Source organism: Halalkalibacter sp. AB-rgal2, assembly GCF_041821005.1.
Taxonomy (GTDB): Bacteria; Bacillota; Bacilli; order Bacillales; family Bacillaceae_D; genus Halalkalibacter.
The window spans coordinates 1-15,793 of sequence record NZ_JBGUAV010000018.1 but is presented as its reverse complement, the minus strand read 5'-3'; the positions used below and the strand labels follow the sequence as shown (position 1 = coordinate 15,793).

Annotated in this window: 19 protein-coding genes and 2 pseudogenes; 16 read left to right on the top strand and 5 right to left on the bottom strand. The window is 34.6% G+C overall.

What is annotated here, in order from left to right; translation table 11 throughout:
- The first annotated feature begins 32 nt into the window (after positions 1–32).
- From ACERJO_RS14065 to ACERJO_RS14005, 13 genes and pseudogenes are all read left to right on the top strand, one after another.
- Positions 33–173 (top strand): DUF3953 domain-containing protein, encoded by a 141-nt coding sequence (locus ACERJO_RS14065; RefSeq protein ID WP_373647885.1) that lies wholly within the window; start codon positions 33–35, stop codon positions 171–173.
- A 228-nt stretch (positions 174–401) separates the two neighbouring features.
- Positions 402–928 (top strand): annotated as a pseudogene (locus ACERJO_RS14060) (GNAT family N-acetyltransferase).
- Positions 929–989: 61 nt separating this feature from the next.
- The gene (locus ACERJO_RS14055) at positions 990–1,547 is read left to right on the top strand and encodes a cysteine hydrolase family protein (protein WP_373647884.1); all 558 of its coding nucleotides are present in this window, start codon (positions 990–992) and stop codon (positions 1,545–1,547) included.
- Positions 1,548–1,690: 143 nt separating this feature from the next.
- Entirely contained in the window at positions 1,691–2,152 is a 462-nt protein-coding gene (locus ACERJO_RS14050) for a GNAT family N-acetyltransferase (protein ID WP_373647883.1), read from the top strand.
- A gap of 928 nt (positions 2,153–3,080) precedes the next feature.
- Positions 3,081–3,640: pseudogene (locus tag ACERJO_RS14045) on the top strand (GNAT family N-acetyltransferase).
- Between the two features lie 101 nt (positions 3,641–3,741).
- Positions 3,742–3,990 (top strand): hypothetical protein, encoded by a 249-nt coding sequence (locus tag ACERJO_RS14040; RefSeq protein WP_247106855.1) that lies wholly within the window; start codon positions 3,742–3,744, stop codon positions 3,988–3,990.
- 229 nt (positions 3,991–4,219) lie between these two features.
- Positions 4,220–4,585 (top strand): hypothetical protein, encoded by a 366-nt coding sequence (locus ACERJO_RS14035; protein WP_373647882.1) that lies wholly within the window; start codon positions 4,220–4,222, stop codon positions 4,583–4,585.
- Between the two features lie 18 nt (positions 4,586–4,603).
- Positions 4,604–5,026 (top strand): GNAT family N-acetyltransferase, encoded by a 423-nt coding sequence (locus ACERJO_RS14030; RefSeq protein WP_247106852.1) that lies wholly within the window; start codon positions 4,604–4,606, stop codon positions 5,024–5,026.
- 84 nt (positions 5,027–5,110) lie between these two features.
- Complete coding sequence (locus tag ACERJO_RS14025) at positions 5,111–5,287, top strand: hypothetical protein (RefSeq protein ID WP_373647881.1); 177 nt, start codon at positions 5,111–5,113, stop codon at positions 5,285–5,287.
- Between the two features lie 225 nt (positions 5,288–5,512).
- Positions 5,513–5,638, top strand: a complete 126-nt coding sequence (locus ACERJO_RS14020) for a hypothetical protein (RefSeq protein ID WP_260505925.1) — start codon at positions 5,513–5,515, stop codon at positions 5,636–5,638.
- A gap of 29 nt (positions 5,639–5,667) precedes the next feature.
- On the top strand, positions 5,668–5,802 hold the full coding sequence (locus ACERJO_RS14015; protein WP_260505924.1) for an NUDIX hydrolase: 135 nt from the start codon (positions 5,668–5,670) through the stop codon (positions 5,800–5,802).
- 246 nt (positions 5,803–6,048) lie between these two features.
- The gene (locus tag ACERJO_RS14010) at positions 6,049–6,375 is read left to right on the top strand and encodes a hypothetical protein (RefSeq protein WP_373647880.1); all 327 of its coding nucleotides are present in this window, start codon (positions 6,049–6,051) and stop codon (positions 6,373–6,375) included.
- A gap of 228 nt (positions 6,376–6,603) precedes the next feature.
- Positions 6,604–7,374 (top strand): ATPase, encoded by a 771-nt coding sequence (locus tag ACERJO_RS14005; protein WP_373647879.1) that lies wholly within the window; start codon positions 6,604–6,606, stop codon positions 7,372–7,374.
- Between the two features lie 296 nt (positions 7,375–7,670).
- On the opposite strand, the gene ACERJO_RS14000 is transcribed toward ACERJO_RS14005, so the two are convergent.
- Complete coding sequence (locus ACERJO_RS14000) at positions 7,671–8,777, bottom strand: MBL fold metallo-hydrolase (RefSeq protein ID WP_373647878.1); 1,107 nt, start codon at positions 8,775–8,777, stop codon at positions 7,671–7,673.
- A 306-nt stretch (positions 8,778–9,083) separates the two neighbouring features.
- Here ACERJO_RS14000 and ACERJO_RS13995 point away from each other — a divergent pair, with 306 nt between their 5' ends.
- Positions 9,084–9,836 carry an alpha/beta hydrolase family protein gene (locus ACERJO_RS13995; protein WP_373647877.1) on the top strand — a complete coding sequence of 251 codons (753 nt, stop codon included), beginning with the start codon at positions 9,084–9,086 and terminating at the stop codon, positions 9,834–9,836.
- A 204-nt stretch (positions 9,837–10,040) separates the two neighbouring features.
- On the opposite strand, the gene ACERJO_RS13990 is transcribed toward ACERJO_RS13995, so the two are convergent.
- Positions 10,041–10,469: an SRPBCC family protein gene (locus ACERJO_RS13990; protein WP_247106840.1), complete on the bottom strand. Its 429-nt coding sequence runs from the start codon at positions 10,467–10,469 to the stop codon at positions 10,041–10,043.
- A 351-nt stretch (positions 10,470–10,820) separates the two neighbouring features.
- Here ACERJO_RS13990 and ACERJO_RS13985 point away from each other — a divergent pair, with 351 nt between their 5' ends.
- Entirely contained in the window at positions 10,821–11,738 is a 918-nt protein-coding gene (locus ACERJO_RS13985) for a LysR family transcriptional regulator (protein ID WP_373647876.1), read from the top strand.
- A 114-nt stretch (positions 11,739–11,852) separates the two neighbouring features.
- A complete protein-coding gene (locus tag ACERJO_RS13980) occupies positions 11,853–12,956 on the top strand; it encodes a 5-methyltetrahydropteroyltriglutamate--homocysteine S-methyltransferase (RefSeq protein ID WP_373647875.1) in 1,104 nt (367 codons plus the stop codon).
- A 538-nt stretch (positions 12,957–13,494) separates the two neighbouring features.
- Here ACERJO_RS13980 and ACERJO_RS13975 read toward each other — a convergent pair.
- The 3 genes from ACERJO_RS13975 to ACERJO_RS13965 form a co-directional block, all read right to left on the bottom strand.
- Positions 13,495–13,971 carry a CarD family transcriptional regulator gene (locus tag ACERJO_RS13975; RefSeq protein WP_373647874.1) on the bottom strand — a complete coding sequence of 159 codons (477 nt, stop codon included), beginning with the start codon at positions 13,969–13,971 and terminating at the stop codon, positions 13,495–13,497.
- Between the two features lie 189 nt (positions 13,972–14,160).
- Positions 14,161–15,165, bottom strand: coding sequence for a DUF3231 family protein (locus ACERJO_RS13970; protein WP_373647873.1), 1,005 nt, complete (start codon positions 15,163–15,165; stop codon positions 14,161–14,163).
- A 106-nt stretch (positions 15,166–15,271) separates the two neighbouring features.
- A partial coding sequence (locus ACERJO_RS13965; RefSeq protein ID WP_373647872.1) for a DUF2268 domain-containing putative Zn-dependent protease occupies positions 15,272–15,793 on the bottom strand: 522 nt, incomplete at its 5' end.

Sequence of the window (15,793 nt, the reverse complement as noted above, 5' to 3'; positions counted from 1 at the left end):
TTGATTACTAAGAATTTGAGTTCCAGTTATATATGATGTTTTTCTTAAGTTTAACGATGTTAGTAATGGGATTAGAAGAATTTCGGAAAGAACAAAAAGTTATGGGGTGGATTAGCATCGGGGCATTTTTCTTTGTATTATTTGCATCACTTCTAGTCTTCTTCTTGAACTAGAAGGTGGGGAATGTTGAACAAGGATATTCACTTCTTCAACTATCGATTTAGTTGCTTGTTGTAATATAAAGGTAATTAGTTCGGGTGAAAAGTGTACTTAAAGTAACGGATGCGATTGTCCAATAAGAGCAATCGCTTGTTGTATTAAAGAGTAGGCTAATTTAATAAGTGGTTAGGAGTCGTCAAAATGACTGAACACAAAAGATTCCGAATTTAGAAACGGATAGGTTGGTATTGCGAAATGTAAATACTGAGGATGTTGATTTTATTTATAGGCTTTTTAGTGATGAAAAAGTGTGTGAATTTTTATATGATGAAGAACTATTTATTAGTAAAAATGATGCAATAGAGTTTGTTGAATGGAATAAAGATCCAGAAGAAAAGGAACACAATCGTTGGATATTAGTCAAAAAAGGTGAAAACCAAGAACAAATTGGAACCTGTGGTTTGATAATTGGGACAGAATGAATAATATTGCTGAAATAGGCTATGATTTATGGCACGAATATTGGGGCCAAGGATATATGAAAGAAGCATTAATTAGTGCAATTGAAAGTGGATTTAATCATATGAAATTGAATAGAATTAATGCTTACGTTGCTTTAGATAATGTCAACTCTATGAGTTTATTAGAAAAACTTGGGTTTGTAAATGAAGGAGTATATAGAGTTAAGCATTTATTTAGGGGTAAATATTATGATCATTATTCCTTTTCTTTGTTAAAAAGAAGAACCAATACGAACGAAGCAGGTTAATTTATCAAAAGTGATTTAAAATCTAGTAAAAACTAGGGAATTAATACTAGGGGGAAATTTTATGGAGGACAAGAAAAAAGCTTTAATTATAGTTGATGTGCAAAAAGCTTTCGATGATAAGAAATGGGGAGAACGAAATAACCAAAATGCAGAAGAAAACATTAGTAATATATTACAATTTTGTAGAGAGAAAGGGTGGTTAGTAATACATATACAGCATACTTCTGATAATCCTAATTCAGTATTTCATCCTAAAAATGAGGGATTCGCTATAAAAGAAATCGTTGAACCTATTGATAAAGAAGTAATAATAAATAAGAAAGTAAACAGTAGCTTTATTGGTACAAATTTAGAAGAGCTTCTAAAAGCAAATGAAGTTACAACAGTTGTAATCACTGGTTTAACTACACCTCATTGTGTATCAACAACTACAAGGATGAGTGGTAACTTAGGTTTCGATACGTACCTGATTTCAGATGCAACAGCTGCCTTTGGTATGAAGGACCAAAATGATATATATTATGATGCAGCAACTATTCATAATATATCTCTAGCTACATTGCACGAAGAATTTGCCACAATACTTACAACAGATAAATTGTTAAACGATTTTTTTTAATAGGCTTATGTCATTAAAGGGGAGCGATTGTTTAAAATGTCTGCCACTTCGTTTCTTGCATTAATTGGCAGGATTGTTTAACAAGTATTTGGTTTTATATGGTGAATTTAGAACTTCCAAAACGTATTAGGGGGGAAATGAAAATGTATGAAATTGTTATAAAAGAAATCACAAAGAATAACTGGGAAGAAGCTTTTGAACTCTCAGTAAACGATAACCAAAAGTCTTATGTTCCAAACATTGCAGAATCTCTTGCCTTTGCGTTTTTAAAGCCCTGGGATGAGGCTTTAGACCCTTACGTATTATATGACAACAAAAAAATAATCGGAGCATTTTATATTACCTATACACCAAACAGTGAGGATAATTATTGGATTGGAGGATTTCAGATTGATAAAAGTCTTCAAGGTAAAGGGTATGGGAGACAGGCTCTTATTAAAATTATTGAATTTATAAAAGAGAACCACCATTATTGTAAGGTTATATCTTTAACGGTAGAAAAAGAAAACCAGCAAGCAATCCGCTTATATGAGAAGGCAGGATTTGTTAGCCAAAACAAGGAAAATAGTTATCAACAACCTATTTATAGGTTGATAATTAAGTAAAAAAATTATTTTACTATTCAACTCTTACGAGGAGCTTTTCTGTGATAAACAGGAAAGTTTTTTCTTTTTGTGAACATATAAAAGGGAATTAATGTTAAAATTTAAGTGACGATCAAGTGAAGGTAGTAGAGTTGAACCAATTTTTTGGAGGGTTTTTATGAACTTAGAAGCTTGGATTGTGATATTAATTCCTCTTATTGTTAGTATTGTAATCTGTTGTGTTATTAATGTTAAAGTGAAAAACAAAAAGAAATTCCTATTCATATATTCACTTTGTGCGATTTTATATGTACTGATTTATGCTGCTTATCTGCATCTTACAGATAGACTTATTTATTGGTAAAGTCGAATAACATAATAATGGATATGTAAAACAACTAAGAAAGGCGCCTTATACATGTTGTATAAATATCCCAGTTTCTATAATGGTGTTTATGTATAGGTGGACTGCAACCATTGTTATAGCTATTAGTTTTGTTTTCTATTATAAAAGAAAGTTGAAATTCAATTAAAGCAGTGCGCTACTTTAATAAGAAACAGCGTACTTTCTTTATTGTACTAATTGGACAGGATTGTTGAAGATAATAGAGAAGGGGAAGTAGATATAAAAAAAATGGATAGTAATGATAATCTGTTTATTCTTGGTATCTTGTAGTAATAACAATTATACTACTGAGACGCCTGAGGAGGCATTAGAGTTAATACACTCCAAAGAAGGTTTTGCAAAAGTTGTTGATATATTAAATTTCACTCAAATTAGTGAAATGCAAATTTTTTACGTTTTTGAAGGTGAAATGAATAATCAAACAGAATGGTATGGTGCTTTAGTGGAATAACTGGAGTTGTCCTTGAGACAGTTTCTCCTTACGCTAACGAAGCAGAATACTTGAACAAGAGTATATAAAAAACGTTATTTTTTGGGGGAATAATGAAATACTGTAAAACGGAAAAAACGATTGAAACCAATAGGTTACTTCTAAGATTATTTAAAGAAACGGATGCAACAGAGGTTGCCAAACTTTGTGACAACTACAATCTGTTAAGAACACACTATATTTACCGTATCCATATTCCATAGAGGATGCTTTATCATGGATGAAAAATCACCTTGATAACTTTAATGATGATAAATCATATGAATTTGCGATAACTGATAAGGTTACAGGGAAATTATATGGAGCAGTTGCATTGACAAGCAATCAAGGGTTTAATAATGGAGAGATTGCTTATTGGGTTGGAGAAAAACATTGGGGAACTGGCTATGCTACCGAGGCGGCTAAAGCTATACTCGAATTTGCTTTTGTTGAAAAGCAATACCATAAAGTATTTGCTCGTTACTTTCAATCCAATCTAGCTTCAGGAAAAGTTATTGAGAAAATAGGCATGAAAAAAGAAGGCATTTTAAGAGAGCATGTAATAAAAGAAAACGATTATATAGACCTTGTTTATTATGGAATCCTTAAAACTGAATTTAATGTATACAACTAGCAGGGGCGATTGTTGAATAAGAGGTATGTCACTTCGCTTACGGAACTAACGAGTGAATATGTCTCAAATTTAATTAGAGGCGTTTTTAGGGAGGGAACAATATGAAGGTAGAAATTGAAGTTAAAGCATTTGGAGAGATTGAAGCACAAGGTGTGGAAAATGCCTTTAAAGGTGTTGAACGAATGGGTGTGCATAAACTTTCCAAAGATACAACATTAGGTGAGTTAGAAGAATTAATAAATACACAATTTGAAGAAGTAGAGAAGGATTATAAAAATCCAGAACAAGTTGCAGGAAAAATCATCATTCGTGCCAAAAGGGAAAATGGCAAAACTGTCTATTTAGGTTAGCCTAGTTTTATTGTACGAACAGGTGCGTTAATTAAACAAGTGATTAGATACATTTAAAGGACTTCCTTGATTTTGGAAGTCCATTTTTAGTATAAAAATCAACATCATACACTAACAGAGTCTTCCATTAAAAACATACAACAACTAAAGGGAATTAATGTTAAAATAGAAAATGTGCATATATAATAGTATATATTGGATGTTTAGTTGGAAATAAGGAGGTGTGCAATTGATATTTTTTAATGTTATAGAACATTGGATTATGCAGGGCTCGATGAACTTTATCATATTTATCGGTTCAGCTTCATTGATTGCTATTATTTCTGTCATAACGATGACCATTCTAGCGAAAAAAATGAGCCATGATGATCAGAAAAATGTAGTGGTGAAACAAAAGATACATTCTTATATGTTGTATTCATTAGTGATCTATCTCGTTTTGTACATCTTGTGGTTACCTGATGATCATTCACCTGTCAATAAACAGTTAATTGGACTTGGTATCATTATTTCTTTCATAGTAGGAGCAATCGGCTATTTTACGTTTTATATAAAACAAGTGCAAAAAAAGAAAAGTGAAGCAATTAGGTACTAGAAAAGAGGGGGCTATGCAGTGGGTTTAAAAATTATGAAAGAATTAGATAGAGAAGCTAAACAGTATGTTGACGACAGCCTTTATAACTATAATTTAAAGCATTTTCCAAAGGACTTGGGCAATAGATACGAAGATATAGGTTTATTCATTAAGGATGATAAAGGTATAGTACATGGTGGATTAATTGCTTCAATTTGTTGGAATTGGCTAGAAATTTATCATTTAATTGTTGATGAAGATATAAGGGCACAGGGATATGGAACTAAATTATTATTAAAAGCAGAGAAGATAGCTTTAGAAAAGCAATGTGATTTTATTAAGTTGGATACTTTAAGCTTTCAAGCGTTAGGCTTTTATGAAAAGCATGGTTATACGGTGTTTGGAACTTTAGATAATGTAGGAAGAGATCATAAACATTATTATTTGAAGAAGGATTTATAGGAATGAAAGTAGAGATGAAATTACGTTAATTAGAACAATTGTAATCGTTTCAAATTAAAGGTAACGATTTTCTGGAGGGGTCATATGGGCATTGTAAGTTTGATTTTTACGTTAATGTTTTATGGGTTAATCATCTATTTCTTGATTACGGTTTTAAGACATTTAAGAGCCAAAAATCATAATGATCTGTTAATGCTAAAAAAGTTAGATCATATTAGTAAGAAATTAGAGGAAATGAGTAACAGGGAGTATCGGAGTTAATTTTTTATGTTAGATAGCCTCTGTTTTTTGAAAATATAGTATGAGAATACGTGCAGAAAAGTATATGTAGATCGGAGGTGTTATTCCTGGATGTTGCTGTTTACCTTACTTTAGTATGTACGTTGATTGTATGTACTATCTCTTCCGTTTGGTTATTTAAAATAAAAGCAAATAAGTGGCTAGGAATAGTAACTGTGTTACAAAGATCATTAGGGGGAGATGTTGTTGGTGTTAATTGGAATTATTATAATGATTTTTGCTATTATATCGATAGAAGGACAACTTCGGAAAGCATATAAGCAAAATGAAGAAATCATTGAATTGTTAAAGGAAATAAAGGAAAAGCAATGATCACTTTTCGTATAAGGTGGGGAGGATAAATGGAATATTATAAATACTTACGTCAGTACGTAGGACAAAGACCTATTATTTTACCTGGTTCAGTTGTAATCATATTAAATGAACAAAGTGAGGTTTTACTGCAAAGAAGACACGATGGTACATATTCGTTTTAAGTATGAAGGAAGATGAAAGATAAAAAGGCTATCTATGTCCTTAATTACATTGTTATTGTTATTTGCCTGTAAAAGTGGAGATAAAATCAATGATAGTGAACTCCTTTTTGGTACACAAGCAGAGGCAGTCAAGTACTTCTAGTTTCTAATAATAAGGAGCTCTTTTTTATCGTCAAAATGATTTGATTATACGAACGGGTGCGTTTTTAAAAAAGGTCATAGTTCTTAGATTAAATTGCTTTACATTTGAGAAGCAGAATAGCTAGTCGAGAAACTTATAAAAATCACCATACTCTTCAAAATAACCGTCCTCAAATTGAGAACACGAAAAATTCTATATCTAATGAATATGGCACAGTAGGACTACTGAATGAAAATAATGAAATATTTGATGAGATACAAATAACTGCAATGGCTATCTGTAAATATGAAGGAGGGAATGAGTATTATTTATTTTCGTGTGATTTAAATTGGGAGGTTGTTGGAGATTTTGATCACGATACTTTAGAGGAAGCAAAAGAAAGTGCAAAGTTCAATCATAACGTAAATTATGATGACTGGATTGCTTTATAATCTTGTTCAACAAACGGAGGCAATACTTCAAAGGAGTAGAGGGGTTATTTGCTGGGTTAGGGATTCTAATCTTTGCTTTTTTTATTCCTATCATTAGTGTATGAATTATTACACCCTTAAATTTGTAAAAAATAAAATAAAATGGTTTATCATTTATTGAAAGAAATAGAGTAGGCGCAACAAGCAATAGAAGAAGCGTTATTTCAAGCATCAATTGATGTTAAAAATGTGCAAGGACTCACTGCGGGAGTAGCAGGGCTTGATTCCGAAGAAGATTATAAATGGGCAAATGAACTCACTCGAATAGAAGGGCTTGAATGTTCAAAGTGGATTGTGAATGATGCTGTCGTTGCACAGTCAGGAGCTTTTTTAATGAAACCAGGAATCGTAGCCATTTCTGGTACAGGCTCCATCATATTTGCGATAAATGAAATGGGAAAAAGTATTCGTAATTATGATTTTCATCACTATGCATATAGCGCTGCACGTTTTCTTTCATATGAAGCTATTTTTGGTGTTTTATCAGAAAATACAAATAAATCAGATCAATTATTTATTGAAAACGTGCTATCTTATTGGGACTTGAGAACGATAGATCAGCTTAGAAGTCTTGGCATGCGAGGGTTTCTTGCAGATCGAAGAGAGCGTGATAAATATGTTGGAAAAATGGGTCCGTTAGTGACAGAAGCAGCTGAAGGAGGAAGCGATCTTGCGAGAAGGGTCTGTGATCGAGCGATTGAACAATTAGCGGTTGGAATTGGTATGCTAGGCTCTTGTTTTTCTTCTAGCTCGGTTTCTGTCGCATGCATAGGGAGTGTTTTAACTAGTCCTTATATGAAAAATAAGTTAACAGAAATCTTACAGAAAAAAAACGGCAAAACGTACAAGGTCCAAGAGCCGATTCTTTCATCTGTTAGTGGCGCTGCGTTAATGGCGTTAGTGAACAGTGGAGTTTCGATTGATCAGGACATGATTGCTCATTTACAAACGATAAAATAAATTGGATGAACATACAACGGAGTGTGCACATGACGTTACAACAATTAAAATATGTGATCGAAGTAGCAAGAAGTCGGTTGATTAGTAAATAGAAAAAGTAGTCATCATCTGTCATGCGATCAAAGCGTATTTAGACAAGGGAGCCACGGTCAAACACATACATGTATTTTTTAATAGAGTGATAAAAATATAATTACACAAAAAAGTGTTTACAATAAGGAAGCGTGAGATGTAGATGAATCTGTTCCACATCCCCCGCTTCCTATTGTCAATGCTAATTGTCACACTAGTAAGAACTATAAATCCCACCAAGTAGAAACAGGCACGTCTAACTCTTCAAGATCAACGGTTTCGCCAATTTTCGGTGCGATGAGATGCACGTCTAGCTCTTCTGCTGCAAGAAGGGCGCGTTCGACTGGTTCTGACCAGCCATGATACGCTAAAGTAAAAGCACCCCAATGCATGAGCATCATCGTTTCCCCATTGACATCGATATGAGCCTGCACCGACTCTTCGGGGAACATATGAGAGTAGGACCAACGCTCATCATATTGCCCACCTTCGATTAAGGTGAGGTCAAACGGACCATACGCTTCGCCAATTTGTTCAAAGTGTGGACCGTAGCTAGAATCACCACTCGTGAATAGTCTCGTTTGTTCGCCTAGAATGACCCAGCCAGACCATAACGTTTGATTTCGGTCCCAAAGCCCTCTTCCAGAATAATGCTGAGCGGGAACTGAGGCAATCGTTAATCCATCCCACTCTACCTCGTCCCACCAATTCAATGCGGTAATGCTCTCACTTTGAACGCCCCACTCTAATAGATGAGCGTCGACTCCGAGAGGAACAAAGAAGTGCTCCACCTTATCAATTAGCTCAACAATCGATGGGTAATCCAAATGATCATAATGATCATGCGTAATGAACACTGCATCGATTGGAGGCAATTCATCAATGACATGTAATAAGTCATCACTGAACCTTGTGCTTCCTACAAATGAAACTGGAGAAGCCACTTCACCGAACATGGGGTCAATCAATATCTTTTTACCATCAATGCTTAGTAAAAAATTCGAGTGCCCAAACCAAGTGAGACTGTCTTTTTCACTTTTGATCTTCTCCCAATCAAAGGACGAAATAGGAAGATCATTAAGTGGATGACGATCCTCATCACGACTCACCCAATCACGTAGAAGCGAAAACATCGTCGTGACATCCATCCCCATATCGACTTCATGCTCATTCACAAACTGCCCATCCACATAGTTCTCAAGCTGACTATAGGCTTCTCTCTGTTCATTCGTTGGACTCCCACCAAATGTCGGATGAAAATTCAAAAACAGAACGCCTACAACGACTCCGATCACTCCTAATCCTAGTAAAACGATAGCGACTTTTCTCATTTTAAACCTCCAAACAACTAATCTTCCTCTTATTATAGAACATTTAAATGAACTGAATATGAACGATGTGTGAAAAGGATGGAACCATATACTCGTAGTTCCAACATTATCAAAGAAGAGTGAAAATATGAGGTCACTGAAAAAGTTAAAACCAAACTTTTTCAGTGGCCTCGAAAATATAGATCAACCATGCAGGTTTATTTCCTGTTCTTGTTGAAATTATGTTAGAAGCAATTGTAAGCAAAAACGTTCTGTTTCTATATGTTCTTCAATTCGTTATAAAATCGAAGTGTTGGAGGTTTGAAAATGACTGATTGTTTCAAAAATGAAGTGAGGATTAAACATCGTGGAAGGGAAATTTATGGTGTTTCCTATATGCCAAATAATAGCGAAAAGAGTCCTGTTGTTATTTTCAGTCATGGTTTTAACGGTACAAATGAGGATTTTGCTAGAAATAGTGAATATTTGGCTGCAAATGGTGTGGGGTCTTTTTGCTTCGACTTTTGCGGTGGGTCAGTAAAGACGAAAAGTGACCTTAAGACTACTGAAATGTCTATTTTTACAGAGAAGGAAGATTTGTGTGCTGTTATTGATACGGTAAGAGATTGGGAGAATGTTGATCGTGATAATATCTTTCTCTTTGGAGGTAGTCAAGGCGGATTGGTAACAGCATTAACGGCGGAGGAATATATAGAAGAAATTAAAGGGATTTTATTATTATATCCTGCATTTTGTATCCCATATGATTGGAATGAAAGATTCCCCACGCTTGATCATATTCCTGATTCATGGGAAATATGGGGCGTCACGTTGGGAAGAATCTTTTTTGAATCTATTCATGGGTATGATGTATTTGAACATATTGGGGAATACGATAAAAATGTATTGATTTTACATGGAGATCAAGATGAGATTGTCGAACTTGAATATGGGGAGAAAGCAGCAAAGCTGTATCCTCATGCTAGAATGGTAGTATTTCCAGGAGAAGGCCATGGTTTTTCAGAAGCAGGAAATCGTAAGGTGGCTGAGATGACATACGAATTTGTAAAAAACTGTTGAAGAAAGTCTTTTGGCTTGAGACATGACACTTAATTTTAGAAATACAAGCTTTTATAGATAAATAGGACGTCATTTCATTTTAATGGACATACAACATGTAAGCTGAGAAAACGTAAAAATGCAGCCCATAACAACAAAGGTATGGGCTGTATGATCATAGTATTAATTACAATTTAATTTTATAAACTGTTAATGGAGTTTGCATCAGAATTTCCGATCTTGATAGGGGAGTCCAGTATCCTCCTCGCAATAATTTTTTAGGCTATATAAAAACATCGCCCAATTGTAATTGCAGAAACGATAGAAGTCGGTAACTTCCTTCCAATTCATATGACGCAAAATAATTTCTGTTTTACTACCTTTCTCGTTTAATTCAAATGATATCGTAGTACCGACCCACTCTGGATCTGATTCTGTACATAGCCATTCTATTCTTTTAAATGGAGTTAGCTCTACAATTTGCATCTTTGTTAAATCGTTGTCCCCGAAATGAAACTCATTGACTTTTCCAATCTGATCATGGACTGTAAGATCGCGGGTCCACACTTCAGATAACCCCTTTGCTGTCGTTAAAGCCTTATACACTAATGCTGCAGGTGCATGTACGATTTGTAGTTGTTCAATATTTTCCATAAATATCCTCCTCTTCTACTTTCTTTGATTATAGCAATAACTGAGTATAAATATTTCTTTTCAATTGCTCTTGTTGACTTTTATGTGGGTTTTTTTAGCGAAAGAACTTAGAACTGAAGAATAACAGTTATCTTTTAAAAGGTTGAATACTCATTTATAATTACTCTGAAATGTTGATAATCTTTGTAAGAAGTGGTAACTTCCCTAAGAAGGAGCTACTTAAATTTGTTATGGGAGAGTGGGAAATGTCTAATTGAATTAGAAGGCTAATTGTCTAAATCTCGATAGAATGACAAACGATAAAATAAATGTATGCTCCTATAATGTTAAACATAAAACGGAGGGGTTTAGATGACATTACAACAATTAAAATATGTGATCGAAGTAGCAAAAAGTCGGTCGATTAATAAAGCAGCTCAAACGTTATTTATTAGTCAGCCTAGTCTTTCAAACGCATTGAGTGAGCTAGAGGCTGAGGTTGGGATCACGATTTTTTTTCGGTCGAATAAAGGGATTACAATTACCCCAGAAGGGTCTGAGTTTCTAGGTTATGCTAGACAGGTTGTGGAGCAGAGTGAGCTGTTAGAGAAACGCTATATGAAAACACGATCAACTCAGCAGCATTTTTCTGTGTCAACTCAGCATTATGCCTTTGCAGTCAGTGCCTTTGTTCGTTTGTTAAAGGAATATGACCGTGACGAATTTGATTTTACTTTACGAGAAACGAAGACTTATGAAATTATTGATGATGTGAAAAACTTGCGAAGTGAAATTGGTGTTTTATATGTAAATGAATTTAATCAGAAGGTTATTAAGAAGTTTCTAAGAGAAGGTAATTTACAGTTCCATGAGCTGTTTACTGCCGAACCCCATGTTTTTATTAGCTCAACGAATCCGCTTGCGAAAAAGGAGTATGTGACTTTAGCGGACATGGAACCCTATCCGTATCTTTCTTATGAGCAGGGAGATTACAACTCGTTTTATTTTTCAGAAGAGATTCTTAGCACTCTTTCTAGACCGAAGAATATCCGCGTGACGGATCGAGCGACGTTATTTAACTTATTAATTGGCTTAGATGGCTATACGATTTCAACGGGTGTCATTAGCCATAAATTAAATAGCAAGGATATCATTTCTGTTCCCTTGAAGGTAGATGAACGAATTAATGTTGGTTACATCACCCATAAACATGTGACACATAGTACGTTAGCTAACATTTATATTCAATATTTAAAAGAATCGATTCAAGAAGAACTGAATCAGTTATAGGTGAAAGCTATAATGAGAGATAGATTTTACGCGTTACCGTATAACCATTTCCACGTGCTACACTTACCGTAAGTCAGAGAAAGAAAGCTTGCAAAAGAGAGAGGGAGATTTGTTATGACACTAACAAAAGTGAACGTTCCATTTAGAGCAGATCACGTAGGAAGCTTACTACGACCAGAAAGAATTCATAAGGCTAGAAAGGATTTCCAAGAAGGGGCTCTTACAGCTCAACAATTGCATGAAATTGAAACAGAAGAAATTAAGAAGGTCGTTGATAAACAAATTGAGGTTGGTCTTGAGGCTGTGACAGATGGTGAGTTTCGCCGTAGGTTTTGGCATACAGATTTTCTCGAGCATTTAAATGGGGTGGAAGGTTATGTTCCTGAACAAGGTTATCAATTCAAAGGAGAGGAAACGGAGAGATACAATATACGAGTAAACGGCAAGATATCGTTTAACGTTGATCATCCGCATATTAAAGAATTTATCCAATTTAAAGAAATCGTTGGAGACCGTGCTGTTGCCAAACAAACGATTCCAAGTCCAAATCAATTATTCAATGCCGGGATTCGTAACGAAGACATTTATCCTAATATTGAAGACTATGCCACAGATATTATTCAGTCGTATCGTGATGCTTTAAGAGCGTTTTATGATGCGGGCTGTCGTTATATTCAATTAGATGATGTTTATATAGCTGGACTTAATTCAGAAGGGATCCCTTTTAACGACAGTGGCTTTTCAAGGGAGGAATTAATTGATTTGGCTTTACGAGTGGCCAACGGTGTGTTAGAAGATAAACCAGAGGATTTAATTGTCACGACTCATCTTTGTCGTGGAAACTATCGTTCGAAATGGGCTTTTGAAGGAAGCTATGCCAAAATTGCCCCAACTTTATTTGCTAAGGAAAAAGTAGATGCATTTTTCCTAGAATATGATGATGACCGTTCAGGTAATTTTGAACCGCTGGACTATATTCCTAATGGAGGGGCATATGTTGTATTAGGGCTGTTCACATCAAAGCATGGGAAATTAGAGGATAAAGAAACGGTAAAAGCTCGTGTAAAAGAGGCGACACAATTTGTGCCACTAGAGAAATTGTGTATTAGTCCGCAATGTGGCTTTGCTTCTACTCATCATGGAAATATTTTAACGGAAGATGAGCAATGGGCAAAGTTGAAATATATCATTGATATCTCAAAAGAAATTTGGGGATGAATTTGGCTGGATAGTAAGGGTGGGATTAGGTTATAAATTATGGACCGTTCAACAAGTGAACTGATTTTCAGCGTATGTTTTTTTGTTGAGACCGTCTCAAGGATTTCAAATGATTACCAGTCATCTCTTCTGTTGATATGTAAATAAAAATGGTTTCCTCATCTGGGAACCATTTTTGTCGTTGATCATACATATGGTGTTACCAATGATTTTCTTTTTTACGCAAAGCTTCACTTTCTCATCGGATGTAAAAAAATCTAGAAATAATGACTTAAATAATATTGTATACCTAAAACAATGAAAGCCCTACCTCTCTTCCATCTTTACGGCTCCTTGTCCGTGCCAGTGTGAATCAGGATTGCAAAAATCAAGTGACTATTTTATTGGGTTATTTAATGAAACGTAAACGTTCATAAAATAAAAATGGATTAGATTGTAGAAACAACAAAAGAGGTTAGTGCTCTATAGGTGAGTTGAAGAAGTTGAATGTTTTTGAAGAGAGTTATTTTTTATATTCGAGGGATGTCATACATGCTCATTAATAGAAGCTTTTTATTTGATTTTCAGTAATCCCTTTAATTAATCCAAGTTCACTAATCAAAAATTCATGTGCATTATCTAACATTTTTTTTTCGCTTGTATTAAGTGATTTTTCTTTCTTCATGCGCATTAAATCACGTACAACTTCAGCACAATCTTTTATATTACCGGTTCTTATTTTGTCTGTATTCACTTTATACCTTTGCTTCCAAGGCAGTAATCTATCTGATTCTCCATGCTGAAAAATGTGTATGATGTGTTTTAATGCAATGATGTCTGTAATAGGGCGTATACATGAACTCAATATTTTGCCCGTAGGAATCATGACTTGCATATTACTGATTGACATGTTTATGACATAATACTGTTGTTTTTCCCCTGAGATTTCCTTTTCTTCAATGGCTTTAATTATACCTGCTCCGTGCATTGGATAAACGATAGTATCGCCAATTTGAAACAAATAATCCACCTCCATATATGATAACCTCTTAATTTTAACATATATATTATTTTTTATCAAATTTTTAATAATATCATAAGTTTATTTTGGGTGTCAACTACTTTTGCTTAAAAATCAAAAAAAGCAAGAACGATAAAAAAATGAGTGAACAAAACGACTCAAAGCCCATTACACCTCCACTAAACGGGAGGTGTAATTTAATGACTATGTATCTTTTGCAATCTTTTTCCGATTAGGTGCAAGAGGTGGTTGTTCTAACCACTTTTGTCGTGTCATTATGTTGAACCATTCTTTAGTAACCATCAAGTTTTTTAATATAATTTTTTCATAAGTTAATACAAGGTCTGTTCGCATGGCTGAAGCAAGTCCAGTCCCATGATAGGCTTGTGCCGTTTGCAATAGAAATCCAATGTGGTACAACATTAACTTATCTGAGAAGGGAGAATCGCGAGAAGTTGTAACTTCTGTTTCCCATGACATTGGTACAGGTAAATTATCTGATTGTAGTATTTTAGCTAGTGTTTGAATTTGTTCATCTGAGGTTCTTTCCGATGACTCTAAAAATTTCCTCACTTCTTTCGATTGTGCCACTTGGCTAAAAGCTATACAAAGTGTTTTTTCTAAAATCTTCTTTTTAATATTAAAGGAAAGACTGATGATTTCAGTTGCAGCTAATGGACGGTGATCACCAAAAAAACCATCCAAAAATTGCTGGCCCATTACAAATTCAGGGTTTGCTTCAGGGTAAAAGTAGGGATCTCTTTGAAAGTGCCCCTTATCTACAAGTAATTCAATCGTTTGATGGTATATTTTTTTCCCATCATTATCGCAAGAATCGTAAAAATACCTTAAATCCTTTCTTACAGAGGCACTAAGGGATGTCATGTGACCTAATAAACCATGAAGCGTCATAACATGCAAGTAATGTACACAAAATATGTCGGAAAACAGCCTTTCTGTCCCTTTATTAAGATCTGAATCAGTAAATCCAATGGGGACTGGAAAGCCTTCATTTTCTATAAAGGTAGCTATCTGCTTTTTTTGTTTATCAAATATCATGGTTGCTTCTTCAAATAATTGTTTAATCTTTTTATCCTCTATAATGGATAGCATATATTTGTTTACAATATCAACGGCTGTTCCGTTTACATATTGCGTCCACAATGTTCCTATTTCAGCAGATGTGAGTTTTAACTTATCTTTTTCCATAATGTTCACCTCATAAATTACACTTCCCTAATTCAGATAGAAATATAACGAGAAGCTTAAATACGACGTTCATTTTTCTAATCATTGTAGAGTGCCCAGTTACTCGTTATTTCAAAAACAGTTCACAGTTATTTAGTATTTCATCTGTACGAAGCAAGGTAGCTTCTCTTATTCCTACATTATGGGCTTTCATAAAGGATTGGACAGCTTGGTAGCCAACCGCATAGCCAGCAAATGTAGATAGGCCAACAGGTTGATAACCTTGTTCTTTAGCAATGGTGTCACCAAACATATAACTACTCACTTCAGCAAATCCTTTGGTTTCTAATGAATCCTTGATTACTTTAATGGAGTAATCTAAGTCCTCTTGATCAAAAGAAGTAACCCAAGGCCCTAAAAGAGTTTCTCCATAGAGTTCTTTCGCAAAAGATTCAGCTAACCCTTCTATAACTAAGTAATCACCAACCGTTACATTTCCATGATCCCAATCAAAATAAGAAAACCGAATATTATGATGAAATTCATGTGCAATTACGGCAGGAAGTCTTGGTATGTTATAGGAATTCGGATAGATAGATACTTGAATAAACCCTGGAATTCCTCCGAATCCACAATAACCTTTTTGTAA